Here is a 25,248-nt window from a genome sequence, read left to right as displayed (position 1 = left end):
GCCTCAGTTGCCCGACATGTCTCGCGGCGGAGCGAGGCGTGGGAATAACCGAGAAGGTGAAGATCCCGATGTCAACGGTGACGGTGATTGTGATCTGGGGTTTGGCGGCGATGACGGCTGCTGCGCTTGCCGGATTCGTTGCCGGTTGGAAAAACCGCGACTACTCGTTTTGGATGGCTTGGTGTTTCATGGTGCCGCCGCTGCTGCTGTGGTTGCTCGTGATGCCGAAACGAAAAGGGCCGCGGCCACGGCAACCGAGCCTCGATGAGCTCGACCGCCTCGAAAATCGCGATCATCCGCATTGAACCTGATCCATTCCGTGCGAGCGGCGGCTTGCCGGCTTGGATAGCGGGCGGGTTCAGCTCTTGAGTTTGGCACGGATGGCGGCCTGGGCCGCGGCGAGACGTGCGACTGGCACGCGGAACGGCGAACACGAGACGTAGTCGAATCCTGCGGCGTGGAAGAACGCGACGGAGGCTGGGTCTCCACCGTGCTCGCCGCAGATCCCTACCTTGAGCGCGGGCTTCGCCTCGCGTCCGCGTTCGACGCCGATGCGAACCAGCTCGCCCACGCCCTCCTGGTCGATCGAGACGAACGGGTCCTCCTCGTACACGCCTTGCGCCGAGTAGGCGGAGAGGATGGGGGCAGCGTCATCGCGGCTCAGGCCCAGGACCGTCTGCGTGAGGTCGTTGGTGCCGAAGGAGAGGAAGTCGGCACCGTGATCTCCGGCCGTCAGCTCGCCGGCCTTGAGGCAGGCTCGCGGCAGCTCGATCATGGTGCCGAGCTTGTAGGAGAGCGGCTTGCCCGATTCACGGCCGATAGTCTCGGCAACGCTGCGGATGACGCCGGCGAGAATGTCGAACTCGTGGCGGTAGGCGACGAGCGGGATCATGATCTCGGGCTCTACGACAGCGCCAAGGCGCTTCTCCGCTTCGATGGCTGCTTCGAAGATAGCGCGCGCCTGCATCTCCGTGATCTCAGGATAGCGGATCGCGAGGCGGGAGCCGCGCATGCCCAGCATGGGGTTGAATTCCGCGAGTTCGGCGATGCGGGCTTTCAGCTTCTCTGTCGGCATGGCGAGCGCCGCTGCGACGGCTTCGATCTCGCGCTCTTCGCGCGGCAGGAACTCGTGCAGAGGCGGGTCGAGCAAGCGGATGGTAACCGGTAGCTCGTCCATGATCTCGAACAGCTCGATGAAATCTGCGCGCTGCACGGGCAGAATCTTGGCGAGCGCCGCGCGGCGGCCGTCCTCGGTCGTGGCGCAGATCATCTCGCGCATGGCGAGAATGCGTTCGGCATCGAAGAACATATGCTCGGTGCGACAAAGTCCGATGCCCTGGGCGCCGAAGGCGCGCGCCTGCTTGGCATCCTTCGGCGTGTCGGCGTTGGCGCGAACGCCGAGAACGCGCGCCTCGTCCGCCCAGGCGATGAGACGGGCGAAGTCGCCCGAGAGCTGAGGTTGGCGCATCGGCACCGCGCCGGCGTAGACGCGACCCGTGGCGCCGTCGATGGTGATGACGTCGCCGGCCTGCAGCACATTCTTGCCAACGCTCAGTGTGCCGGCCTTCTCGTTGATGCGAAGCGCGCCGGCGCCCGAGACGCAGGGAACGCCCATGCCGCGTGCGACGACAGCCGCGTGGCTCGTCATGCCGCCGCGCGCTGTCAGGATGCCCGCGGACGCGTGCATGCCGTGGATGTCCTCGGGGCTGGTCTCGGTGCGCACGAGGATGACGTCGCGTCCCTGCTGCTTCTGCTTCTCGGCCTCGTCGGACGTGAACACGATGCCGCCGGCTGCGGCGCCGGGCGAGGCCGGGAGCCCCGTGGTCAACAGCTCCTTGTCGGCGTCGGAATCGATGGTCGGATGCAGGAGTTGCGTGAAGCCGCCCGGGTCGACGCGCAGAACGGCTTCCTCGCGTGTGATGATGCCTTCTTCCGCGAGGTCGACTGCGATGCGAACGGCGGCCTCGGTGGTGCGTTTGCCGGAGCGCGTCTGAAGCATCCAGACCTTGCCGTTCTGGATCGTGAATTCGATGTCCTGCATGTCGCGGTAGCGTTGCTCGAGCGTCGCGAAGATGCTCTCGAGCTGCGCGAACGCCTCGGGCATCTCCTCCTCGAGCGAGGGGTTCGGATCCTCGGCCTCGCGGCGCGCCTTGGCTGTCAGGGGCTGCGGCGTGCGGATGCCGGCCACCACGTCCTCGCCCTGGGCGTTGACGAGGTATTCGCCGTAGATTTCGTTGACGCCGGTAGAGGGATTGCGCGTGAAGGCGACGCCTGTCGCGGACGTGTTGCCCATGTTGCCGAACACCATCGCCTGCACGTTGACGGCCGTGCCCCAGGAATCCGGAATGGCGTGCAGGCGGCGATAGGTGACGGCGCGGGCGTTCTGCCAGGACCCGAACACGGCGCCGATGGCGCCCCAGAGCTGCTCGCTCGTGTCTTGGGGGAAGGGCTTTCCGGTCTCGTTCTCGATGGCCTTTTTGTAGAGCGCGATGATCTTCTGCCACTCCTTCGCGCCAAGCTCGGTGTCGTACGAGAAGCCGTTGAGGTTTTTGTAGTTGTCGAGAATGTCCTCGAATACCGTGTGATCGACGCCGAGCACCACATCACCGTACATCTGGATGAAGCGTCGGTAGCTGTCGTAGGCGAAGCGGTCGTCGCCGGAGTTGCGCGCAAGGCCGGTGACGGTGCGGTCGTTGAGCCCGAGGTTCAGAATCGTGTCCATCATGCCGGGCATGGAGGCGCGGCCGCCCGAGCGCACGGCGACGAGCAGCGGGTTCTCCTCGCTGCCGAAGACGGCGCCTGTCTCATTGCCGATGAGCTCGAGCGCCTGATCGACCTGCGGCCCGAGTCCTTCCGGGAGGCTCTTGCCGTTCTCGTAATAGAGGCCGCAGACCTCAGTGGTGATCGTGAAGCCGGGCGGAACGGGAAGTCCCAGGCACGCCATCTCGGCGAGATTGGCGCCCTTACCGCCGAGCAGATCGATCATCGCGGCGTTGCCCTCGGCCTTGCCGGCGGCGAAGACATAGACCCACTTGGGCGTTGCGTCGCGGGATAGCTCAACCGCTGCCATTACGCCTCTTTCGTTTTGCCTGCCTGCGGCAGGACTTTACGGGCTCGGCTCCGCAGGATCAGAGACCGAGGCTCTTGTCTAGATTACCCGGAGCGCCGGGAGGCCGGACTGTGGCACAGGCACGCTCATGCGCCAACACTCCCTTTGACTGCGAACGATCGATCCCGCACTCTCGGCGCCTTCCAATTAAGACAGGGTTGCCATGACGGATCAGGTTGCAAAGGTTCTGGAGCGGCTCGACCGCAATTTCGATGCCGGTCTCGAGCGGCTGTTCTCTCTGCTCAGAATCGAGAGCATTTCTACAGACCCTGCCTACAAGGCCCAATGCAGCAAAGCGGCCGATTGGTGCGCCAAGCAACTCAGCGAGTCCGGCATTCCCGCCTCGGTGCGTCAGACGTCGGGGCATCCGATCGTCGTCGGGCATGACCGTGAGAAGGTCGCCAAGGGAACGCCGCACGTTCTGTTCTACGGCCACTACGATGTGCAGCCACCGGATCCACTCGAGCTCTGGAAAGCGCCGCCGTTCGAGCCGCGTATCGCGAACGAAAAGACGAACGGCAAGGTGATCGTGGCGCGCGGAGCCGAGGACAACAAGGGTCAGCTGATGACCTTCCTCGAGGCGGCGCGCGCGTGGACGGAGGTTACCGGAGAACTGCCGGTTGCCGTGTCGGCGATGATCGAGGGCGAGGAGGAGTGCGGGTCGCCGTCGCTCCCGGGTTTCCTCAAGAAGAGCGGCAAGGAAATCAAGGCCGATCTCGTACTGGTGTGCGACACGGGCCAGTGGGACAAGGATACGCCGGCGATTACCACCATGCTGCGCGGGCTCGCGGGGCTCGAGGTTATCGTGAAGGGCCCAGTGCGCGATCTCCATTCCGGGATCTATGGCGGACCGGCGATGAATCCGATCCGGGCGCTCGTCGGCGTGCTCGGCAAGATTCACGACGCGAAAGGGCGTATCCGCATCCCGGGTTTCTACGACGGGGTGGCAAAGCCGACCAAAGCTCAGCTCAAGCAATGGCAGGCGCTCGGGCTCGATGCCAAGCAGTTGCTCGGCCCAGTGGGGCTCTTGGTGCCCGCAGGCGAGGCCTCCGTGTCGCTGGTCGAGCAACTCTGGTCGCGGCCGACGATCGAATTTAATGGCATTACGGGCGGCTATCAGGGCGCGGGGTCGAAAACGATCATTCCGGCGGAGGCGTCGGTGAAGATCACGTGTCGGCTGGTGCCGGGGCAGGATCCCAAGCATGTGCTCGGCGCGGTGCAGCGCTTCGTTAGCGACAATCTGCCGGCCGACTGCAAGGCCGAGTTCCGAGGTGTTCACGGCAGCGAGGGAATTGGCTTCGACACGTCGGCGCCCGCTGTGCAGGCGGCTGCAGACGCGCTCGCTGCGGAGTGGGGCGTGCCGCCCGTGCTGATGGGATGTGGCGCATCGATCCCGATCGTGACCTCGTTCAAGCAGGCGTTAGGAATGGACAGTCTTCTGATCGGATACGGTGTCGACGACGATCGCATCCATTCACCCAATGAGAAATACAACCTGAAGAGTTTCAAGAAGGGTGCGCGGAGCTGGGTGCGCATTCTCGATGCGCTGGCGCGGCAGGCGGCTTGAACAATGCGTTCTCCATCGCAACTGACGCTGCCAGGCTTGGTCGCGCTTATCGTCCTCGCCGGTGTGCTGCTCTACCTCGAGCGGCAAGAAGAAACCGCTCCTCCATCGCCTTCGCGCGAGAGGGTGAGCGACACGGTGGCCGCACCCCCAGACGCTGCGCCTGGAAATTTCGACTACTATTCGCTTGTGCTGTCGTGGAGTCCCACCCATTGCGAAACGCCCGAAGGCCAGGACGACCATCCGCAATGCACGCGCGGTCGGCGCTACGCGTTCATCCTGCATGGGCTGTGGCCGCAATACGCGCGCGGCTATCCTGAGGATTGTCCGGCGGGAACACGTTACGTTCCACAGCCGGTGATCGACGACATGCTCGACATCATGCCGAGCAAGGGCCTGATCATTCACGAGTACAGGAAGCACGGTACCTGCTCGGGTTTGTCTCCAAAAGGCTATTACGACCTCTCTCGGAAGCTGTTCGAGAGCGTCTCGGTTCCTCAGCGGTTTCGTAGCCCGACCGCGGAGCAGTTCGTTGGTCCGCGCGATGTCGTCGACGCGTTCGTCGCGGCCAATCCGCAGCTCAAGCCAGACATGATTGCTGTCGCGTGCCGTGGTCGCGGCAACAGGCTGCGTGAGGTGCGCATCTGTTTTTCCAAGACGGGCGTTCCGGTTTCCTGCGGAGCCAATGAGACGCAGAACAGGCTCTGCCGCGCCAACAACATGCACGTGCCGCCGGTACGTTGAGACTGGGCCACGGCTCCTGTGGAAAACTTCCGTGGCGTCCTGCGGTCGCCACATTGAGGCTTGCCGCGCCGGGTGCGTGTCCGCAAGCTTCGAGTCGTGCTGCGTTCGGTTTTCGCACTGCGGGCTCGACGCATGCTGGGATCTGCCAAAGGACAGGGTTTCGCGCCGATTTTCGACGACCGGCTTCGGGCGGGTGGGTGCGGGAGTGAGTCGTCGCGTTTTGACCGGGGAAGCCTTGGGGCGCATCCCACTCGGCGTGGTGAGCGGCGCGGGCTTAGCGCGGTCACGAGGTTTCTGGACGGTGTCAGCGGGCTCGGCTGGAGCGTCATTGGGTTCGTTGGCGGCGCCGTTTTCTGGCACTTCGTCGGCTTCTGGGGCTTTGTATCGGACGTAGTGCTTTCCGGCGGCGCGCCGTCGGCAGCGGAGCGGGCCGCGTGGCATTCCGGGCCCCCGGCGCAGGACACGGCCGTGGCGCAGGTGACCAGCACGGCGTCCCATGGGTGCACGCTGCTGTCTCTCGACCGGCTCACGGGGCGCACGTCGGCGCGGCCATGCGATGTGGGGCATCAGGCGCTTGCGCAGGACGCCTTCCAAGGACGCGAGGATCGTGTGGGAGCCCGCCGCTAAAATCGACGGCGGCAGATCTGCGTACGGACAGACTTATCCATAAGCAATTTCGGTCGTGCGTACCCTTTTTCAGGCAGCATGTGGCAATGTCTACAAGTGCCTTTTTAAACAATGTACTGACGTCGTGTGTGAAATCTTCGTGTGAAGATTGCGACGCGAAATGCCCGAAAGCTGCCCTCAACGAGGGTTATCAGCGCGCCCCGTTTGGCCCAAGATACCGGGGCGCAGTTCTCAAGTGGAGTTATGGAATGAAGTTCGCGGCCGGACAGAGCTGGACCTATCGCGCGCCCCAGGGTTTCGAGTCCTCCAGGCTGCTGATCGGTGCGATCGCGACCTTCGATACGGGCGCTCACATCGTATGCTGCTCCGTTGTGCACGCGCCGAAGCGCCATGCGGAGGGGCATCTCGAGCTGGTCACGATTCCCTTCCTGCCGATGACGGAGGCCGCGTTCGAGGCGAGCGTTGTCTCGCTCGATGCCGAGGCGGAAGACCTTCCGGAAGGCTTTGTCGGCAAGCTCCAGGATTGGTCCAACGATCCCAGAGGGCTTTCGGTGTTCACCGTGCCGTTCGAGGGGTTTCTCGATCAGATGATCACGCACCAAATGGCGGCGAGCGCCGGGCTCTCGGCGGCATAACGGCCGGTTTCGGTTGCTAAGAGCCTTGTGATGCCTGCGGTCAGCCGGCTTTGCGTAGGCGCTCGGGACGCCAAGCGGCGGGAGCGAGCGCGATGTAGCCAAGTCCCGGGCTTGGAACGTCGGCTCGTTCGAGCTTGGTTGGATCGAGGCTCCAGCGTCCGGCCAGTTTCAGCACGTGTTCTTCGGTCGGATAGAGAATCATCTCGCCGCCGGCATCGCCTTTGCGGCCGCGCACGCCGCGAAAATCGAATAGTTTCAGGCCAAGGGCCCGCTCCTCCTTGGTCGTGCGTCCCTTGTTCCAGACCACGCCCACATCCGTGATGGCAAACGCGCGCACGATGCGGCCCTCGATGAGGCGGGCCCACGCAAAGACGTCGATGGGCGGATAGGCGAAGAAATACTGAACCTCTCCGAAGCGGCGACCGAGGCGATTTATGAGCGGCATGGCCTTGTCGGTGAAGGTGCGGCCCACGGGATAAGGTAGCGCCAGCCCGACGACGAACGTCCAGCCATTGACGGGTGGAGAGACGAAGATGTGATCGGCGCCTAGATGGTTGTCGTAGACGGTGCCGATCCCCGACCGCCAGTTGCATGGCTCGGCAGTGGGGAGCTCCAGCTCGTCGAGCACGGCCTCGGTGTCGCGCGTGCGCACGGCGAGCCACGCCATTCGGTAGCCGAAGGCTGAGGGCCGGTCAGGATGCTGCTCGAATATGATGCGTTCCTCGCCCATGCGCGGTGCGAGTGCAAAGGCCGCAATTGCGATGGTCAGAGTGACCATGATGGCAATCGTCAGAATCACGGCAAGCCCATTTGTCGCTTGTCCGCGTTTCTAGTGCGCGCTCGGCGGGCCAATCAAGCGGCGGGGCATAAGATCCCGGGGAAATCCTGCGGAACTTCTGCAGGCAAGCGAGGCCAGCCTGCTTCTATCACCGACAGCGGGGAAGCCGACGATCTCGGCAAGCTGGCCTCTCTTAATCCGCCGCGGTCGACCCTTGGTCGGGCGTGGCGGCCGCAAGACGGACGCGCGATTTGAGGGCGTGCGCGTCCCTCTTCTGGCCCTCTCAAGTGGGTCGCCTGAGCGTAGCAACCCGCGCCCCGCGAAGAATGTGGGAAGGGGGCGAGAGGAACAGTCCAGAGGTGATCTGGCGAGACCCTAGACCGGCACGATGACAGGCAAATGAAGAGTGTGCGACGGAGGCATATCAAGCTATCCGTAGCGCTGGCGCGCGCAATTTTCGCGCGAGGGACAACGGTCCCCCAGGTTCTTTTATGCGATGATACGGAAACGAGGCGAGCTTACGGCAGCGTGACCTTGGCGGTGAAGACGAAGCGCTCGTCCGCGAGACCACCAAGGCCGCCACTGATGTCCGTATCCCAGTAGCGGAAGTCGAAAGTAAACTTTTCGACGGCGAGCGCCAGACCGGCGTTCCAGTAGGAATACTCGTCGTCTCCGCCGAAGTTGAAGCCGTCGTCGCTATCGCCGTAGACGGTGCCATAGGCGCCGCTCACGGACGGGCTGAAGATGCCGATCTGCGGCAATGCGTAAGAGGCGGCGCTCTCCAGTGTGAAGACCTCGCCGGTATCGCCCGTGTTCTCGGGCGTCCAGTAAAGCGTTGTGCCGGTAGTCAGGCCCTTGATCCAAGGCGATTCCATGCTGTAGCCGGCCTTCAACTCGACGTAGTCGAGGTCAGCGCTGCTTCTGGCGCCGGGATAAGCATAGTAGATCACGCCGAGGTCGAACGTGATAGGGCCCCAGAACGGACCGGGACCTAAAGTGGGTTTGAAGCCGGCGTAGAAGTCGACCTCCGCGTTCGCGCCGCTACCGTCACTGAAATCAACGTTCGACGCCCAGATGCCAGCGTAGAAGATGCCGTAGGTGAGGTCGACGGAGCCCTGTGCGGCGGGGTCCTCGTCCGTCTGGGAGATGCCGCGGAAAACGTAGTCGCTTGTGGCACCGAGCGTGATCGAGAGGTCGAGCTTGCGGCCTTCTGCGGCCAGCGTGTCCTTAACGCTGTCGCCATAACCATCGGCCAGGGCTGCACTGGAAAGGGCTGTTAACGCGGTGCCAACGAGCAGCAGACGCACCGTCTCAGTCAATCGCGACATGAACCACACCCCACCAGCACTTAGCCCGCGGCCTCCTTCTCAAAGGCGCAGGCAACTCGAGAATAGAAAAGCGCAGCCCAGGCATCCGAACAAGAGCAAACGCAGGGCTCTCTCAAGGACGCTGCGGGCTTGTGTCTCCGCCGCCACGCCTATCGGGTTTGGTAGCTGAGATACAAACGAAAACGGGACCCGTGAGGGTCCCGTTCCGTTAGCTTTCGCGTGCTCGCCGGATTAGGGCAGCGTGATGCTGGCCGTGAAGACGAAGCGCTCGTCGGCAGTGCCCTCGTTCGAGATGTTCGTATCCCAGTAGCGGAAATCGAAGGTGAACTTCTCGACGCCGAGAGAGAGGCCGGCATTCCAGTACGTGTAGTCATCCTCGCCGAAGAAGAAACCAGCTTCGCTCGCATCGGAGTAACCGATGAGGCCGCTGATCGTCGGCGTGAAGATGCCGACCTGCGGCAGCTCATAGGCGGCCGTGCCCTCGATCGTGTAGGTCTCGGCGTAGTTGTCCTGATCCGGCGTGTACCAGAAGACCGGCGTCAGGGTCAGCTTGTCGACCGGCGAGAACTCGGCACCGGCCTTCAGCTCGACGTAGTTCGTCTCGCTGGGGTCGCCCCAGAAGTAGGTGTAGTAGACAACGCCGAAGTCGAAGGTCACAGGACCCCAGACCGGTTTGATACCAGCGTACCAGTCGAGCTCCACGGGCTCGAAACCGTCGCCGTCGATCATCGAGCCCCAGACGCCGGCATAGAAGATGCCGTAAGAGGCGTCGATCGATGCCTGGAATGCCGGATCTTCCTCGGTCAAGGAAATGCCACGGAAAATGTAGTCGCTGGTGCCGGTGGCCGTGACTGACCACTCAAACTTGCGCTCCTCGGCGAGGGCAGCGCCCGACATGGCCGCAACCGCGAGGCCTGCGGCCCCGACGGCTGTTCCGACCGATTTCATGAAGGATTTCGTCATCGACATCGTACCTTTGACCCCCAAAAGTCCCACACCTTGAATTTCGTGCGCCCCAGTCCTTCGGTTTCCAGGTGCCCTTTTGGGTACGACCTTCAACCAACGGCCCGATTATGACGGCGCGTCTTGAAGGTAGAAGAACCGAAACAGAGCCCGCAGCACAAGCGCAATGACGCAAAAGTCCACCACTCCCCTGGCTGACTGTCTCATCCGGGCCACTCTGGTTGCGATATGGGCGTCTCGTGCTCAAAAATGGCGCAGATTGTGGATGTCAGCAGACAGATCTTGCGCGCCGAGCAGGCTGATTTGCGCGCCAAGCACGCGAATCATCGGTCGATCGTCTCCGGCGCTCCTCAAATGCAGTCCGCTATGAGTGCACCGGTGCTGAAGTGGAATCAATTCTGGCGCAAAAAAGCGGGGCCCAATCGAAGCGGGCCCCGCAATCACGCTCCGTTATGAGCGCTCCGGATCAGTAGAGCGATACCGATGCGGTGAAGACGAAGCGCTCATCAGCTTCATCCACGTCGGACAGGTTCGTATCCCAGTAACGGAAGTCGAAGGTGAACTTGTCGTAGGCGAGCGACAGGCCTACGTTCCAGTAGGTGTAATCGTCCTCGTCGAAGAAGAAGCCATCGTCGCTCGACTCGGTGTAGCCGACAAGGCCGCTGATCGTCGGTGTCCAACCGCGGATGGCAGCGAATTCATACGAAGCCGTACCTTCGATCGTATAGGTCTCGGCGTAGTTGTCCTGGTCGGGTGTGTACCAGAACACCGGCGCCAGCGTCAGGTTCGTGATCGGCGAGAACTCTGCGCCGGCCTTCAGCTCGACGTAGTTGGTGTCGCTCGGGCTGCCCCAGAAGTACGTGTAGTAGACGACGCCGAAATCGAACGTCACAGGGCCGAGGGCCGGCTTGATGCCGGCGTAGAAGTCAAGCTCGACGGGCTCGAAGCCCTCGCCTTCGAGCGACGAACCCCAGACGCCGGCATAGAAGATGCCGTAAGAGGCATCGATGGCGGCCTGGAACGCCGGTTCCTCGTCGCTCAGCGAGACGCCGCGGAAGACGTAGTCGCTGGTCACCGTGCCGGTGACGTTCCACTCAAACTTTCGGCCCTCCGGCGGAGGCGTGATGTCGCTTGCAAAGCCGGGCACGGAAAGAGCCACGAGCGCTGCGCTCGCCACGCCGACCGATTTCATGAATGTACGTGCCGTCATTATATCTCTAACCCCCAGTTCAAGTTCCCACACGCTAAAGTCTCATGCCCAAGACGGCTCCCAATCGCGGCCAGCCCAGAGGGGGGCGTTGTCCGAATGTGTCACCTGTTGGTGCAATGCAACTCAGCTGTCATAGAGCGCTAAAATCCTCGGGGACAACAAGCGTTACCTCTTTGGCCGCCGGCGCTCTCGAGACTTGTGTCGCGTTGCGGCAACGAAAGCCCGCAGATGATCATAAGTTGTTCAAGTTACGCTCGCGCGGTGGGCATCAGGCGTCTGATCATGCTTGAATTTTGCGGCCAGGTTGCTCGCTTTGTACGCTAGATCTGATGGCAGACAGTATGTTGGCAGAGCTATTCTTCATTGCTCGGCCGTTCTCGTCGTCATGACTCGTACTTGTGCGATATGTGAAATAGGGACCCTCGTCACCTACGGGATAGCTTCATGTCCGCACACACCGTCCTGATCACCGGAAGCGCGCGCCGCATCGGACGCGCCATTGCGCTCGACCTGGCGCGGGCCGGATGGAAGGTGTGCGTGCACTACCGACGGTCGGCAGCAGAGGCCGAGGATCTCGTCTCCGAGATCGTGCGCCTCGGCGGCGCGGGTGTAGCTGTGGCGGGGGATCTCGCCTCGCAGGCGGATGTGGAGCGGCTCATCCCGGCGTGTCGCGAGGCGTTGGGCACGCCCATCTGTCTCATCAACAACGCGTCGGAGTTTCTCCTGGATACGGTTGAGACCGTGACGCCGGGGACGTGGGACACCCACCTCGATATCAATCTCAAGGCGCCGGTGTTTCTCGCCAGGGCCTTGTTTCTCAACCTGCCAGAGGGCGCGACCGGCAACGTGATCAACATTATCGATCAAAGGGTTTGGAAGCTCACGCCGGACTTCTTCTCCTATACGATCTCGAAAGCCGGGCTTTGGACGGCGACCCGCACCCTGGCGCAGGCTCTGGCGCCACGGGTCCGGGTCAATGCCATCGGCCCCGGGCCCGTGCTCAAGAGCATTCATCAGACTGACGCCGATTTCGCTCGCGAGGAAGACTCGACGCTGCTGGGCCGTGGCCCGACCCCGGACGAGATCGCAGCTGCTGTGCGCTTTATTCTCGCTTCGCCCTCGCTCACCGGACAGATGGTGGCGCTCGATGGCGGGCAGCACCTGACCTGGGGCTAGGCCAAGCCGGCCATCCAGGGGTGCGACAAGCGCGGCCTGGGTTCGGGAACGCCCGGACTATCCGTTGGCGCCACAATTCCTCCCTTTCCTCCCCCCACTGGCGCCCCAAACTTGGGCGACGGGTAACTAAGTGGGGTGGGTCGGTGGGTCGTGTGTAAACCAGCTCTTAAGCTTAAGGGTCTAGGAACAATTGTCCGGACCGCTGGGCGCCAACCCGCGATAAGCAATACGGGATGTTGGATGCGGGCTGCCAAATGCTGATCGTCGGGGATCAGGTCGGCCCAGCTTCCGGCGCCGCGTACAAGACTGGGGTGTCCTATGACCTGCCGACTTAGGTCGTCTCGTTTCGGCGTTGCGCTTCTTGCAGCGTCGCTTTTCGGTCCCGCGGCGGCCGGTGCCGCCGATCTGCCTCCAATCCGGACCAGTGGAACAAACCAGGTCGCGGACTGCGCTACGCCCGGCCGGCTTACGGTCTATCTCAAGCAGCGCAACCCCAAGCTCGATCCGCGCTATGAGAGCCTAGCCCACGAATATATGCGCCACGGCGAGGCGCTTAGCGTGCGCTGGGATTACGCCTTCTTCCAGATGATCCTCGAGACCGGCGCGCTGGCCTACGGTGGCGACGTCAAAGCCGAGCAGAACAATTTCGCGGGTCTCGGTGCGACCGGGAAAGGCGCCCGGGGCGAGCGCTTCCCAGATATCTCGACAGGCGTGCGCGCGCATATCGAGCATCTCGTCATGTACTCGGGCGATCGGGTCGAGAGTCCCGTGGCCGAGCGCACCCGCAACATTCAGGACTGGGGCGTTCTTACCGACTGGCAGCGTCAAATCGGCGGACCAATTACGTTTACACAGCTTGCGCGGAAGTGGGCACCGGGCAGCCGTCGCTACGCGACTGATATGACAAACATCGCCACCCGTTTCTTCGATGGCCCGTGCCGCGAGCCGGATCCCTATCTCGATGTGGTCGCATCACGCACCGAGGCGCTTTCTGAAAAACGCGCGCCGGTTCAGCAGGATGCAAGCGCACCCGCGTCCGAGCAGACGCCCGGCGATGCCGTGCGTGCCTCCATGGGTTCACCTGACGCGCCCGCCATCGTCGATGATGCGCTGCCGTCCAAGGGGGCTGCGGCTGTGGCGGCCGTTACTTCGCAAAATCAGACACAATCTCCTCAGAAGCAGACGGCCACGATGACACCGCCGGTTACGGTGCTCAACCCGGAGCCGGTAGCCGACGCACCCGCCCAGCCGGCGAAAGTCGGCGCTGCGGATGTCGCTGCCAACGCGAAAGCCAATGCCAATAGCAGCGCCAAGGCTAAAGCATCGTCGATGGAAGTTGCGGCGCTCCCCGGCGCGCTGAAGGGCGCGGGGCAAGCTGGAGCCGACAAGAAGGCCGAGACGAAGCCAGAGAAAAAGCCGGAAGCTGAAAAGAAGCCTGAGAAGAAGGACGCTGCGGCGAGCGGCAAGTGCCGTGTCTGGACGGCGAGCTACGGCGGAAGCAAGGCCATCATCATCAAGGCCATGGCCGACAAGACGGTCAACTACACCGTGCTTGACGTGAACGAAGGCGCGGAGAAGCGCGAGGCGGACGCCTACATCAACGCTTACGCCAAGGGCGGGCAGTCGGTGGGCGAGTTCTCAAGCCAGGCGCAGGCGCTGGAAAAAGCGTTCGAACTCTGCCCCGAAGGCTGATCGGAGTAGATGTCAGTGGTGTTCAGCAAAATGATCAGTTTGACGCCGCACCCCGCCGGTATGCGGCGGTCGCTTTCGATGGCGGCCGCCTTGGCGGCATTCGTCACGGTGGGCGGTCACGCAACGTCTGCCGCGCCGGCGCTGCCAGAGATCCGTCTTTCTGCGCAGAATGCCGTGCCCCGTTGCGTCACGCCCGAGCGGCTGATGGCCTTCCTCAAGCAGCGCACCGGCAACCTCGATCCGCGCTTCCGCAACATCGCCTCGTTCTACAAGCGTCATGGCGAGGAGTGGGGCGTGCGCTGGGATTACGCCTTCTTCCAGATGGCGATCGAGACCAATTTCCTCTCCTATCGTCGCCCGAACGGGCGCATGGGTGATGTTGATCCCCGGCAGAACAATTTCGCGGGCATCGGGACGACCGGTGGCGGCGTGCCCGGTGACAGTTTTCCAGACGTCTCGACGGGGGTGCTCGGGCAGATCCAGCATCTTGTGGCCTATTCGGGCGAGTGGGTGGATCGGCCCGTTGCGCAACGTACGGCGCTCAAGCAGCAGCACATTCTCGAGATTTCGCGCAAGCTGAACCGCCCGGTCCGCTTCTCGGATCTGGCGAAGCGTTGGGCCGTGGATCCCAAGTACGCCAGCTCCATCGAATGGGTCGCGTCACGTTTCCGCGCCGAGTACTGCAAGGGCCGCGACGTGCCGCAGGAGGCGGAAATTCTGCCCTGGCAGCAGCGGCCCGCCCGCGGGGCCGATGCGGGCCGCGGCACACAGCAGGCCAACGCCGCGAATGTTCCTCGCCCAGACCAAGCACCTGCATCGAAGGCCAAGGCTGCGAAACCTTTGCCAGCGGCGGTCCCACCCAAGTTGGCCGAAGTGGAAGTGATCCCCGCCCCGACCCCTGCACAGGCGGCCGGCGTGGAAACTCTACCCGCTCGTGACGACTCCGGGGAACGCCTCGCGCTGTTCTCACCCCCGGCTGGCCTTGCGGACGCGACGGTGCCCGGAACTCGCAACGATGAGCCTCAGGAGATGCCAGCGAAGGCGCCAATGGCGGTCGCAGGCGTCTCCGTCGGCGGTTTCCTGGTGAACGACAGGCCGGGGCTTCCACCTCCGTCGGGTCTCGGCGTGAAGCCCGGTCGCTGCGTTGTGGAGATGGCGCGCTACGGCGGCGAGACGACTGTACTCGTCAAGTCGTCGGCCGGTGCCGACGTGCGCTACATTGCGGTGTCGGTGCTCGACGGGTTCGAGGACAGCATGGTCAAGAACTTCCTCGCCTCGCGGGCACAAGGCGGCGAGGTGCTGGGCACGTTCCCGTCACGCGATGCGGCGCTTGTTCAAGCACGCCGGCACTGTCCGGAGTGATCGACAGAGGCTTCTTGGACGAGCGCTTGCCGATGCTACGGCTCGGGGGCGAGATACTTGAGGGCAGCCGACGAGATGGCGCCTCCGACAACGCACGGAATACCCGCCGCGACCATGCCGCCTGCTGCGGCGCCGACGCAGCCCAGGGCGAAGGCGGTTTGTCCGGCCTGACCCCACCAGGCGAAGTCACGTGATTTCTGCGAGCCCTTCGTCTTCAGCTCTTCGATGGCGGCGAGGGCATCTTTTCTGATCTTGCCGGTTTCGAAAGTCTCGGCAGCGTCGATCACCTCACGTAGCGGCTTTCTGACCTCGGCAGGCTGCGTGTTCATCTCGGCCGTCAGGATATCGAGCAGGTCCTTTTCACGCGACGCGTTGGTGGCAAGCGTCCACTTGACCATAGAGCCGATGGTCAGCTTCTCGACGTCGTTCTTTTCCGTCGAGAGCGCCAGTGCGCTCACGATCCGCTGGATCGGTTCGTGATAGCCGGTGGCGTAATAGTAGCCCCAGAGGGCATCGATGACGTAGGCGCCCTCATCGACAGGCAGCTCGGCCAGCGTCTTGCCGTCGCCGTAAAGATATTTGCGGATCAGCACCATGCGGGCCGGCATGCGCTCGATGAACTTCTGCAGAAGGTTCTTCCAGTCGGGTAGGCCGGAGTAGGCGATGGCGCGGATCAGCACCACCTGGTCCTCGGGCGGCATGGGGAAGATGCGCGAGACGAGAAGCTCGGCGCGGTCCGGATTGGAGCCGAGCACGCCGCCGATGAAGCCGATGTAGACGCCTGCCGAGTCGAGCTCGCGGAACAGGCCGAGATCGCCCATGGCGCGCACGACCTCAGGCAGCCGGTCGGGCTCGGGCGAGCGGCGGTATTCGTTGATCCATTTGAGCACCTGCTCGGACTTGCGGAACTCGAGCGGGGGCGGTTTGCGAGCGCCGTCGCGCGCCAGGGCCGGAGCCAGCGCGAGGACGGCTGAAAAGAAAGCGATCAGGATACGCATGGTGGCCGTCATCTCCGGACGTGCCTTGGTTGCTGCAGTCTCGTCCAGCCGGGGAATGGTCGCCCGAGCTGGCACTTATTTCCATTCCGGGCCAAGGGCCGCGATGTCCTAGGCGGTTTTGTGGCGAACGGGCGGGGCAATTCGCTCCGGGCCGCTTGACGGGCGCGTTCCGGCCGCCAATGTTCCGGCCATGTCCACCCCCTCTACCAAAGACGATGGTCCGGCGGCCTCCGTCCGGCCCGAGCCGGCGCGCGCGGACAGCGCTCCGCCCGCCACCGGGCCGGAGGTGATTGCCGGCTATCTGAAGACACTGACGACAGGCCCCGGGGTCTACCGCATGCTCAATGCGGCGGGTGACGTCATCTACGTCGGCAAGGCGCGGAACCTGAAAGCTCGCGTGCAAAACTATACGCGGCTCGCCGGGTTGCCGAACCGGACGCTGCGCATGATCCAGTCCACCGCCTCGATGGAATTCGTGACGGTTAGGACCGAAGCCGAGGCACTGCTGCTCGAAGCCAATCTGATCAAGCGCTTCCGGCCCCGCTTCAATGTCACTTTGCGCGATGACAAGTCGTTTCCGTATATCCTGATCCGCCGCGATCAGGGGGCGCCGCAGATCCTCAAGCATCGCGGTGCGCGCACGATCAAGGGCGAATACTTCGGCCCGTTCGCGTCGGCCGGCGCCGTGAACCGCACCATCAACATGCTGGAGCGGGCCTTCCTTCTGCGCTCGTGCTCCGATTCCGTGTTCGAAAGCCGGACGCGGCCGTGCCTTCTCTACCAGATCAAGCGCTGCTCGGCGCCGTGCACCGGGGAGATCAGTCTCGAGGACTACGGCCGGCTTGTCGACGAGGCGGTGCGCTTCCTGCGGGGTGAAAGCCAGTCGGTACGCGAGATGTATCAGAGGCTCATGGAGGAAGCGGCCGAGAAGCTCGAGTTCGAGCGCGCGGCGCGCTTTCGCAATCGGCTCTGGGCGTTGGCGCATGTCACGGCCGAGCAGGCGATCAACCCGGAAGGCGTCGAGGAGGCGGATGTGTTCGCGGCGTTCCAGGAAGGTGGGCAGACCTGCATCCAGGTGTTCTTCTTCCGCGTCGGGCAGAACTGGGGCAACCGTGCCTACTACCCGAAGGCCGACCGGTCGCTGCCGGTCGAGGAGGTGCTGGATAGCTTTATCGCGCAGTTTTACGATGACAAGCCGGTGCCGCGGCTGATCCTGCTCTCGCACGACATCGCCAACCGCGCTCTGCTTGAGGAGGCGCTGTGCATCAAAGCGGATCGCAAGGTCGAGATCCGGGTGCCGCAGCGTGGCGTGAAGTCTGGGCTTGTCGACCATGCGCTGAGCAATGCGCGCGAGGCGCTGGGGCGCAAGCTCGCGGAATCGTCGTCGCAGCGGACGCTCCTGGCGCACCTTGGCGAGCGCTTCGGGCTTGCGCGTGCGCCGCGGCGCGTCGACGTGTTCGACAATAGCCACATCATGGGCACCAACGCGGTGGGTGCGATGATCGTCGCAGGGGCCGATGGATTTGCGAAGAGCGCCTATCGCAAGTTCAACATCCGCTCTGAAACGCTGACGCCGGGTGACGACTACGGAATGATGCGCGAGGTTCTCGAGCGGCGGTTCCGGAGGCTGGCGGAGAACGAGGCGGAGGCGCCAAAAGAGACGCCGGCGGAGGCGTTGTGGGAGCACGTTGCAGCCGAGGAAGAAAGCGCTTCAGTCGAGGACGAGCCCGCCTTCGGGGAAGCGCTACCGGAGCGGCCGGATCTCGTGCTCGTGGATGGTGGCGCGGGGCAGCTCACCGTTGCGCGTGAGGTTCTGGCCGAGATCGGCCTCAATGACATCGCTGTCGTCGGTGTAGCCAAGGGGCCTGACCGCGACGCGGGGCGCGAGCATTTCCATGTGCCAGGTCGGCCGTCATTCATGCTCGAGCCGCGCGATCCGGTGCTCTACTTCGTGCAGCGGCTGCGCGACGAGGCGCATCGCTTCGCGATCGGGACACACAGGGCGAAGCGGGCCAAGGCGCTGGGCGCCAATCCGCTCGACGAGATTCCGGGCATCGGGCCGACGCGCAAACGGGCGCTGCTCAAGCATTTCGGATCGGCCAAGGCCGTATCCCGGGCGGGCGTCGAGGACCTGGCGGCGGTCGCCGGCATCTCGGAGGAGATGGCGCGAAAGATTTACGACTTCTTTCACGAGCGGCGCGTCTGACGGCCCGGCCAGGGCGTCTTCATTCATGCATTCTTCAGACTTCGCCGCTGCTGGGTCGATCTTTCTGAATATTTGTTGTGAAACAATCTCTTTGCTGCCCTGTGCTCAAATCCTTTATCAACTACTTCGCCAGCATATTCGAAGCGGTATCAAGGCGGGCGGCTCACGCATGAGGCCGCGCCGTGCCCATGTGTGCCCGGGAGCTGGGCACGTCACGAGGGCACCAAGGGGGGCAGTTGAGATGCGTACAAGTGAGATTGTGCGGAGCGGAGACGCGCGGAGTGCGCGTGCCCGAAAGGCAGTTGTGCAGACGGCGACAACCGCGACGCGGACCGCGCGCGGCGTAAAGGCCGCGAAGCCGAAACAGGCAAAGCCGGCGTCGCGCGCCAAATCGGCTGTAAAAGAGCCCGCGACCGGGTCGCTGCCCGTTCTTTACATGCTCTCGCCGCAAAAGTTCATGAGCCCGTTCGATTGCAATATGGCAATCGATTCCGGCTACAAGGTCGTGCTGCCCTACGATGGCGTCGGTGTCGGCGATGTGGGCGCGTTGGTGCAGGACGCGATTTTCTCGCGCCCACCTAAGGCGTGCACCGGCGTTTTCATCGGCGGCAAGGATATCAAGCTTGCGCTCGACATGATGGCCGCGGCACGCGCGGCCATGGTGCCGCCGTTCGAGGTGTCCGTGTTCGCCGATCCCGGCGGATCGTTCACGACGGCAGCGGCGATGATGGCCTCTGTCGAACGCCTGCTGAAGGGCCGCTTCGGACACAACCTCAAAGGGCTCCGCATCTCGGTGTTCGGCGCTTCGGGCGTGGTGGGCTTCGCTTCAGCCGTGATCGCGGCGCGCGAGGGGGCCAGGGTGCGCATCGTTGCGCACGACACCGTCGAGCCGCTCATCGCATTGGCTCAGTTTGCCAAGGAGCGCTTCGATGTGACGCTCGAGCCCGTTGCGGGTCAGACGGAAACGCTCAAGGCCAAGATCCTCGCTGTGTCGGACGTGGCGCTCAGCGCAGGGCCGGCGGGTGTCAACGTGCTGCCGCGGCGGCTCATCGCCCGCGCACCATCTCTTCTGGTGGCGGCCGACGTGAACGCGGTCGCGCCCTACGGCGTCGAAGGCATGGATCTCTTCATGAATGGCGCGCCGCTACCCGGATGCAGCACGCTTGGCGTTGGGGCCCTTGCCATAGGCGACGTGAAGTACAAGACGCAGGCGGGGCTTTTCCGCCGCATGCAGGCGGCGGCCCAGCCGCTCGCTCTCGATTTCCGGGACGCCTTCGACCTAGCGCGCGAGATCGTGTCTCCGCCGCGCCGGCCCGCCAAGAAGCGCCCGGCGCGCACTCGACGCTAGCGCTGAAACGAAAAGAGCGGAGCAGGAGCGTCTCGCTCCAGCTCCGCTCCATTGTGCGCTCGACTCCCAGATACGCGGCTACATTTCGAGCGCTGCCGACCAGCAGTCGACGACGCAATACGTACGGCGGCTGCTTGACGTTTCCGCGACGACACTCGGTCGTACGGCCTGATATATTATTTGCCCCACAATTCGTCAGTGGACAAGCTGCTTCGGCCGTTGTGATCATTCCTGGCCACACTTGCTGCAAGCGGTGTTGACGCTTTGCAACGTACCCCATTGACTGGTATTGGCCCCAATGGTGTTACCTAGGTGCCATGGATCCGCCCATCCCGACCCGGACTCACGCGATAAACCTGCCGAACGTGCTCACGTATGCGCGGATTGCGGCCGTTCCGGCGCTTGTTGCGTGTCTGCTGCACGTTCAGGGCGATGCGGGGCGGTGGTTCGCCTTCTGGCTTTTCGTCGGTGCGGCGATTACGGATTGGCTCGACGGCTATCTGGCGCGCCGCCTCGAGCAGCAGTCCACGCTCGGGCGCATGCTGGATCCGATCGCCGACAAGCTCATCGTCGGCGCGGCGATCCTGATGCTGGTTTACGATCGTACGATCGACGGGGTCTCGATCTGGGCGGCGGTCATCATTCTGAGCCGCGAGATCCTGGTTTCCGGGCTCAGGGAGTTCCTGGCCGAGCTCAACGTCAAAGTGCACGTGACGGCGCTCGCCAAATGGAAAACGGCGGTCCAGATGGTGGCGCTCGCGGTCCTGATCGCGGGGGAGGCCGGGGACCGCATTGTGCCGGGCATCTCGGCCGTCGGCATCATATTGCTCTGGGTGGCGGCGGTCCTTACGCTTTGGACCGGCTATGACTATCTCAAGGCCGGTATACGCCGCGCCATGGAAGGATGAGAGCCGTGCCGGACGGAACGATGACAGAGCCCGCCAACGCGGGGGCGGCCGGGCAGCGCCTCACAGTGCGCTATTTCGCTTGGGTTCGTGAGAAAGTCGGGCGCGCCGAGGAGCGTATCGTCGTGCCGGATGGGGTCGCGACTGTGCGGGATCTGGTGGGCTGGCTGAGAGAGCAGGGTCCCGAGTACGCGAACGCCTTCGAGCGCCCGGATGTCGTGCGGGCCGCGGTCGATCAGGTGCATGTGAAGCCCGCCCAGCCGATCTCCGGCGCCCGCGAAATCGCGTTCTTTCCGCCCGTCACGGGCGGATAGGAGGCCATATGGCGGTGCGGGTGCAGCGCGAGGCCTTCGATGCGGCGGCCGAGGTCGCGGCGCTGACCGAGGGTCGCCTCGACATTGGCGGCGTCGTCACGTTCACCGGGCTCGTGCGCGGGGACGTGGGTGGGCGCCCGCTCGCCTCTCTGACGCTCGAACACTATCCGCAGATGACGGAAGCCGAGCTTGCCCGTATCGAGGGGGAGGCGCGAGAGCGGTTCGATCTCATCGATTGCCTCGTTGTTCACCGCTATGGGGAGCTCAGGCCGGGCGACCCGATCGTGCTGGTCATCGCCCTCTCGGCCCACCGGCAAGCCGCCTTCGCCGCTGCGGAATTCCTGATGGACTATCTGAAATCCCGGGCGCCGTTCTGGAAGAAGGAGACGTTCGCGGACGGGGGCCAAACGTGGGTCGACGCGCGTGAGACGGATGGTGAGGCAATCGCCCGCTGGGCGGGCTCGGCAACCCAAAAGTAACCGTATCCAATATTTTAGTCCGCCCTCTTACGCTGTTGAATCTCTGATATTTTAATGGTAATTACCTCGTTCATGCACGGGGTGGTTAGAACTTCCTTAACCTTTATCGATCCATAAAATTGGCGGATGGCGTCCTGCAAAACGCCATCTTCTGTGGATATTTAATGACCGTCCCGCCAAAGGACAGTGTTGCGTAGACGGGGGTCACACAACGATGTCGATTGGACTTTTGCGGCGCAGTGCGCCGCAGCTCATCTGTGCGCTCTTCGCGCTCGCCATTCCGCACGCCGTTCCGGCTGCGGAAGGCAGCCGGGTGCAGCCAGCAAAGTCAGGCGTTTCCGCCGCCAAGTCCAAATCCGCCCAGACCAAAGTCGCGCTGGCCGCACCTGCCCCGTCTGCCACGCTCGGCGGCGACGTCACCCACACGCGCTTCCTGATCGGCCTTCCGAAAGAGGTCGAATACCGCGTCTTCTCGCTCGCCAACCCCAACCGCGTGATCGTCGACATCGCTGAAACGGCGCTCCGGCTTCCCCCGCAGCCGGACGAAAACATTGCCGTCGGCCTCGTGAAGTCGTTCCATGCCGGGCGTTCCGCTCCGGGCAAGTCCCGCGTTGTGATCGAGGTCATCCGCCCGGTCATCGTCGAAAGTGCCGAGATCGTCGCGTCCGAGGACGGGAAGGGGCATCGCCTGGCGCTCGACATCATGCCGGTGTCTCCGGCCAATGTCGCCGCGAAGAAGCCGATCAAGACCGCATCCTTGTCATCGCTCGGCGCTATCGACGTGCAGCCGCCGCTGCCCATGCCGGCGCTGCGTCCCGATGAAATGGCGGCGCGCGCCTTCAAGCCGATCATCGTCATCGATCCGGGCCACGGCGGGCATGACTCGGGCGCCATGAAAAACGGCGTCGTCGAGAAGGAGGTCGTGCTGGCCTTCAGTCTCAGGCTTAAACAGAAGCTCGAGCAGAGCGGGCGCTACAAGGTTCTGTTGACACGCGACAAGGACGAGTTCGTCGATCTCGACAAGCGCAAGGAATTTGCCGAGGCGCACAAGGCGAACCTGTTCATCGCCGTGCATGCGGACTATGCCGGCAAGAACTCGCAGGCGCGCGGCGCCACCATCTACTCGCTACGCCAGAACGTGGCCAATGCGCTGCAGCGCTCGGCGAAAGGTCAGGCGAAGGGCGCGGTTCTGACCAAGGATGAGGTCCAGACGATGGAGCAGGCCAGCGTGGGGAACGATCTCTCCGCGGTGCGCAATATACTTGCCGATCTCGCCGGGCGCGAAGTGGAAGTCACTCAGGAGCGGACGAGCGTCTTCACGCGCTCGGTCATCGAGTATATGGGCGCCAGTACGGAGATGCGCGCCAAGCCGGACCAGCAGGCGGCTTTCCGCGTGCTCAAGACGGCGCAGTTCCCGTCGGTTCTGATCGAGCTTGCCTACGTCACGAACAAGCAGGATGCCAAGCTCTTGAGCTCGGATGCGTGGCGCGACAAGGTTTCGGATTCGATCATGACGGCGGTCGACAACTACTTCAGCAACCAGATCGCGCGGCTTCCGATGTAATCGCCTGAGGCGGTCTGGCGTCTGAAAGATCTCGCTTCATTGCTGCCAGGAAACAAGAAGGCCGGTCCCTCGCGGGACCGGCCTCTGGTTTTTCTGGCCGGCTTCCGGGTCGCACGCCCTGCCGGCTAAAGCTCAATCAGTTTCTACTTGGAGGATGCGGAGGTTTGAGGCGCCAAAGGAGTACAAATTTCCAATCCATCTCGTGCCGAAGCTCACGGGCGTGGATGTCGCTCCCTGGTCGGGTCGCGTCGGTGGACCAGTGACGAAGGTGCTTCAGCATAGTGCACTCCATCTTCGAGTTGGGGCCGTGTCCTGTCTGCACCCGGCATCAGCCGCGACACACCTCTCCCTTCGCCGGGGATGGCGAAGCGAGACGACGACGGTGCTGATGAGGTTCGGGAGGACGCGGCGGTCCTGGACGGAACTGGGCGGTGCAATGCGGGCCCTCGGAACGCTCCCTCTGGCAGCTCCGTCCGGGACTGCCACGCGTTCCGCTGGGCTCGGCGACCAGCTGTTAGGTCGTAAAAGCTCAGAGTGCTCAAAGGACGCCAGTCCCCAGGCTCTGACGCATGCACTTTGCAGAAACGCGAGCAGCAAGCCCACATTCCCGGCGAGGCAAGTTCTTCCCCCACGACCTAGAAGTTAAACGATTCGTGCTAAGCGAAGCCGGTGCCAGCGTAAAATTTACGGGGCGTGGCCGCGTTGACTCAGTTGGCGGTGGCGTCATCGACGATGGGCGCCTCGGACACCGTCTCGTCGTTGCTGCAAGAGCTGAAGAGTGATGTGATGCAGGTCCAAGTTTGGGTCGCGGCGCTTCCGAGTGCCGTTCCCGCGTTGCCGATCTGTTCGCCAGCCTTCTTTGCGGTGCCGCCAATGGCGTCGCCTGCGGTCTTGAGCCCTTGCTGGGACGATCTGACTGTATCGCCGGCCAGCTCCTCCATCGTGCGCGGCACTTTCTTCTTGGCAGGGGGTGCAGGCTCGGCCGGATCGCTTGCCGTGGCCTCTGCGGGATGAGGCTGCTCGAGGCCGGCCTCGTCGGGTGATGGAATATCCCGCGGCAGCGCGCGCGGCTCTGTCACCACCGACGTCAGGCCGGGGCAGGGGAATGGCGCTCCGCGCGAAGCAGAGCAGGTCTCGTGGCCGCCGCGCTTTGCCATCTGAGAGATACAATGCAAGGAGGCGCTCTGATCACGACCAGGGCCGTCCTCTGTGCCTTCGATCACGCAGCGATAGATGGCGGGTGGCCCGACGCAGGTGACGCAGTACTCCAGCGCCAGCGCCGCGTCTGCTGTCGGCAAGAGCAGCCAGAGGCTGCCCATCAGGGCATGCGAACGCTTCAACATGGTGACCTCCCACGTGAGCCCGCCGGCGCCGGAACCGATGCGAGCCCAGGATCGTCAGTCTGCTTTATAACGAACCTGTGGCAAACCAATGAACCGAGATCCTAGGGCAGGGGGTTTTGCGAAGGCCGGCCTGTGCTTGCCAACGCAGGAGGTCGCCTCTATACGGGTGCTTTCCCGGAGACGTGGCCGAGAGGCTGAAGGCGGCGGTTTGCTAAATCGTTATACCCTCTAAAGGGGTATCAGGGGTTCGAATCCCCTCGTCTCCGCCAACTCCATCTAGCTTGCTGTCTGTCCACGTTGATCTGTGTCGATCTTTGGCCAGATATTCCAGTCACTTAGTGTCTGTTGTGTCTGATGAGCGTTGCTCAGCGCGCGAGATAGGGCTCGGACCATACCCCTGAGGGGCCGAACACATGGTTCCGCTCGCACTAGACGAACCCGATCCCTTGACAGCCCCGGAGCCGTCCACACATGGCCCATATAGAACCTTAGCTTGGCGTCGAGACCAGATATCCGACCACTGTTGCCTTGGTGGGTGCCCTTCAAGTAGCTGAGACCTCGGCCAACGGGAAAGAATAAGCGCGGGCGAGCTTTAGGAGGCAAGCATGACGAGCATACTACTCGGTGCGGTGCTAATTCTCGTAGGTTTGGTGTACATGGCATATCAGCCTCTACGGCGGCACCGGTTGAGTGGCGGAAAACGGCTTCCTCCCGACAAACCCGCCAACACTCTCGAGCCGATAAATCCCGCCGAAGGATTTGGAATCAGGGCCGTGTGGCCAGGGCTCGCGCTTGTCGCGGTCGGCGCCGGCCTGCTGCTGACTGCTGGCCTCTAAGTAGGCGTGATCTCAGGTTTGCGCTTTCATCTTTAGTGCAAGATTTCAGAGAGATGGGCTGCGTCAG

21 protein-coding genes and 1 tRNA gene are annotated in these 25,248 nt (G+C 63.4%); 15 read left to right on the top strand and 7 right to left on the bottom strand.

All coding sequences use genetic code 11. From position 1 onward, the window contains the following. Positions 1–68 precede the first annotated feature (68 nt). Positions 69–305, top strand: coding sequence for a hypothetical protein (locus CS1GBM3_RS09445; RefSeq protein WP_072394866.1), 237 nt, complete (start codon positions 69–71; stop codon positions 303–305). Positions 306–358: 53 nt separating this feature from the next. Here the strand turns inward: CS1GBM3_RS09445 and ppdK are convergent, their stop codons facing one another. Beyond that, positions 359–3,070 (bottom strand): pyruvate, phosphate dikinase, encoded by a 2,712-nt coding sequence (ppdK, locus tag CS1GBM3_RS09440; RefSeq protein WP_072394864.1) that lies wholly within the window; start codon positions 3,068–3,070, stop codon positions 359–361. A gap of 202 nt (positions 3,071–3,272) precedes the next feature. On the opposite strand from ppdK, the gene CS1GBM3_RS09435 reads away from it, so the two are divergent. The 4 genes from CS1GBM3_RS09435 (at position 3,273) to CS1GBM3_RS09420 (ending at position 6,679) form a co-directional block, all read left to right on the top strand. After that, positions 3,273–4,676, top strand: a complete 1,404-nt coding sequence (locus CS1GBM3_RS09435; protein ID WP_072394862.1) for a M20/M25/M40 family metallo-hydrolase — start codon at positions 3,273–3,275, stop codon at positions 4,674–4,676. Positions 4,677–4,679: 3 nt separating this feature from the next. Next, complete coding sequence (locus tag CS1GBM3_RS09430) at positions 4,680–5,417, top strand: ribonuclease T2 family protein (RefSeq protein WP_083567389.1); 738 nt, start codon at positions 4,680–4,682, stop codon at positions 5,415–5,417. Between the two features lie 132 nt (positions 5,418–5,549). Continuing rightward, entirely contained in the window at positions 5,550–6,044 is a 495-nt protein-coding gene (locus tag CS1GBM3_RS09425; protein ID WP_072394860.1) for a hypothetical protein, read from the top strand. A gap of 248 nt (positions 6,045–6,292) precedes the next feature. Continuing rightward, positions 6,293–6,679: a hypothetical protein gene (locus tag CS1GBM3_RS09420; protein ID WP_072394858.1), complete on the top strand. Its 387-nt coding sequence runs from the start codon at positions 6,293–6,295 to the stop codon at positions 6,677–6,679. Positions 6,680–6,719: 40 nt separating this feature from the next. Here CS1GBM3_RS09420 and CS1GBM3_RS09415 read toward each other — a convergent pair whose 3' ends face one another. The 4 genes from CS1GBM3_RS09415 to CS1GBM3_RS09400 form a co-directional block, all read right to left on the bottom strand. Beyond that, on the bottom strand, positions 6,720–7,478 hold the full coding sequence (locus tag CS1GBM3_RS09415) for a hypothetical protein (protein WP_072394856.1): 759 nt from the start codon (positions 7,476–7,478) through the stop codon (positions 6,720–6,722). A 497-nt stretch (positions 7,479–7,975) separates the two neighbouring features. Next, the gene (locus CS1GBM3_RS09410) at positions 7,976–8,785 is read right to left on the bottom strand and encodes a TorF family putative porin (RefSeq protein WP_072397378.1); all 810 of its coding nucleotides are present in this window, start codon (positions 8,783–8,785) and stop codon (positions 7,976–7,978) included. Between the two features lie 231 nt (positions 8,786–9,016). After that, the gene (locus CS1GBM3_RS09405) at positions 9,017–9,733 is read right to left on the bottom strand and encodes a TorF family putative porin (RefSeq protein WP_244534609.1); all 717 of its coding nucleotides are present in this window, start codon (positions 9,731–9,733) and stop codon (positions 9,017–9,019) included. Between the two features lie 481 nt (positions 9,734–10,214). Then, positions 10,215–10,958 carry a TorF family putative porin gene (locus CS1GBM3_RS09400; RefSeq protein ID WP_072394853.1) on the bottom strand — a complete coding sequence of 248 codons (744 nt, stop codon included), beginning with the start codon at positions 10,956–10,958 and terminating at the stop codon, positions 10,215–10,217. Between the two features lie 444 nt (positions 10,959–11,402). Here CS1GBM3_RS09400 and CS1GBM3_RS09395 point away from each other — a divergent pair, with 444 nt between their 5' ends. From CS1GBM3_RS09395 to CS1GBM3_RS09385, 3 genes are all read left to right on the top strand, one after another. Continuing rightward, complete coding sequence (locus CS1GBM3_RS09395) at positions 11,403–12,134, top strand: SDR family oxidoreductase (RefSeq protein WP_072394851.1); 732 nt, start codon at positions 11,403–11,405, stop codon at positions 12,132–12,134. A gap of 318 nt (positions 12,135–12,452) precedes the next feature. Beyond that, entirely contained in the window at positions 12,453–13,826 is a 1,374-nt protein-coding gene (locus CS1GBM3_RS09390; RefSeq protein ID WP_072394849.1) for a glucosaminidase domain-containing protein, read from the top strand. Positions 13,827–13,841: 15 nt separating this feature from the next. Then, positions 13,842–15,188: a glucosaminidase domain-containing protein gene (locus CS1GBM3_RS09385; protein ID WP_244534608.1), complete on the top strand. Its 1,347-nt coding sequence runs from the start codon at positions 13,842–13,844 to the stop codon at positions 15,186–15,188. A gap of 35 nt (positions 15,189–15,223) precedes the next feature. Here CS1GBM3_RS09385 and CS1GBM3_RS09380 read toward each other — a convergent pair whose 3' ends face one another. Further along, on the bottom strand, positions 15,224–16,186 hold the full coding sequence (locus CS1GBM3_RS09380) for a hypothetical protein (RefSeq protein ID WP_072397377.1): 963 nt from the start codon (positions 16,184–16,186) through the stop codon (positions 15,224–15,226). Positions 16,187–16,376: 190 nt separating this feature from the next. Here CS1GBM3_RS09380 and uvrC point away from each other — a divergent pair, with 190 nt between their 5' ends. The 6 genes from uvrC (at position 16,377) to CS1GBM3_RS09350 (ending at position 23,002) form a co-directional block, all read left to right on the top strand. Continuing rightward, positions 16,377–18,392: an excinuclease ABC subunit UvrC gene (gene uvrC, locus CS1GBM3_RS09375; RefSeq protein ID WP_072394845.1), complete on the top strand. Its 2,016-nt coding sequence runs from the start codon at positions 16,377–16,379 to the stop codon at positions 18,390–18,392. A 436-nt stretch (positions 18,393–18,828) separates the two neighbouring features. Continuing rightward, a complete protein-coding gene (locus CS1GBM3_RS09370; protein WP_072397376.1) occupies positions 18,829–19,740 on the top strand; it encodes a methylene-tetrahydromethanopterin dehydrogenase N-terminal domain-containing protein in 912 nt (303 codons plus the stop codon). Between the two features lie 317 nt (positions 19,741–20,057). Next, on the top strand, positions 20,058–20,648 hold the full coding sequence (pgsA, locus tag CS1GBM3_RS09365; RefSeq protein ID WP_072394843.1) for a CDP-diacylglycerol--glycerol-3-phosphate 3-phosphatidyltransferase: 591 nt from the start codon (positions 20,058–20,060) through the stop codon (positions 20,646–20,648). Positions 20,649–20,668: 20 nt separating this feature from the next. Next, positions 20,669–20,959, top strand: coding sequence for a molybdopterin converting factor subunit 1 (moaD, locus tag CS1GBM3_RS09360; protein WP_072397375.1), 291 nt, complete (start codon positions 20,669–20,671; stop codon positions 20,957–20,959). Between the two features lie 8 nt (positions 20,960–20,967). Beyond that, complete coding sequence (locus tag CS1GBM3_RS09355) at positions 20,968–21,438, top strand: molybdenum cofactor biosynthesis protein MoaE (RefSeq protein ID WP_072394841.1); 471 nt, start codon at positions 20,968–20,970, stop codon at positions 21,436–21,438. A 214-nt stretch (positions 21,439–21,652) separates the two neighbouring features. Next, entirely contained in the window at positions 21,653–23,002 is a 1,350-nt protein-coding gene (locus CS1GBM3_RS09350; RefSeq protein WP_083567387.1) for an N-acetylmuramoyl-L-alanine amidase, read from the top strand. A gap of 707 nt (positions 23,003–23,709) precedes the next feature. Here the strand turns inward: CS1GBM3_RS09350 and CS1GBM3_RS09345 are convergent. Continuing rightward, positions 23,710–24,345 (bottom strand): hypothetical protein, encoded by a 636-nt coding sequence (locus tag CS1GBM3_RS09345; protein ID WP_072394839.1) that lies wholly within the window; start codon positions 24,343–24,345, stop codon positions 23,710–23,712. Positions 24,346–24,521: 176 nt separating this feature from the next. On the opposite strand from CS1GBM3_RS09345, the gene CS1GBM3_RS09340 reads away from it, so the two are divergent. Next, positions 24,522–24,614: transfer RNA gene (locus CS1GBM3_RS09340), tRNA-Ser, on the top strand. Positions 24,615–25,248 lie beyond the last annotated feature (634 nt).

The organism is Hyphomicrobium sp. CS1GBMeth3 (genome assembly GCF_900117455.1).
Lineage (GTDB): Bacteria > Pseudomonadota > Alphaproteobacteria > Rhizobiales > Hyphomicrobiaceae > Hyphomicrobium_C.
The sequence above is the reverse complement of the archived record's forward strand: the minus strand, read 5'-3'. Positions and strand labels throughout refer to the sequence as shown.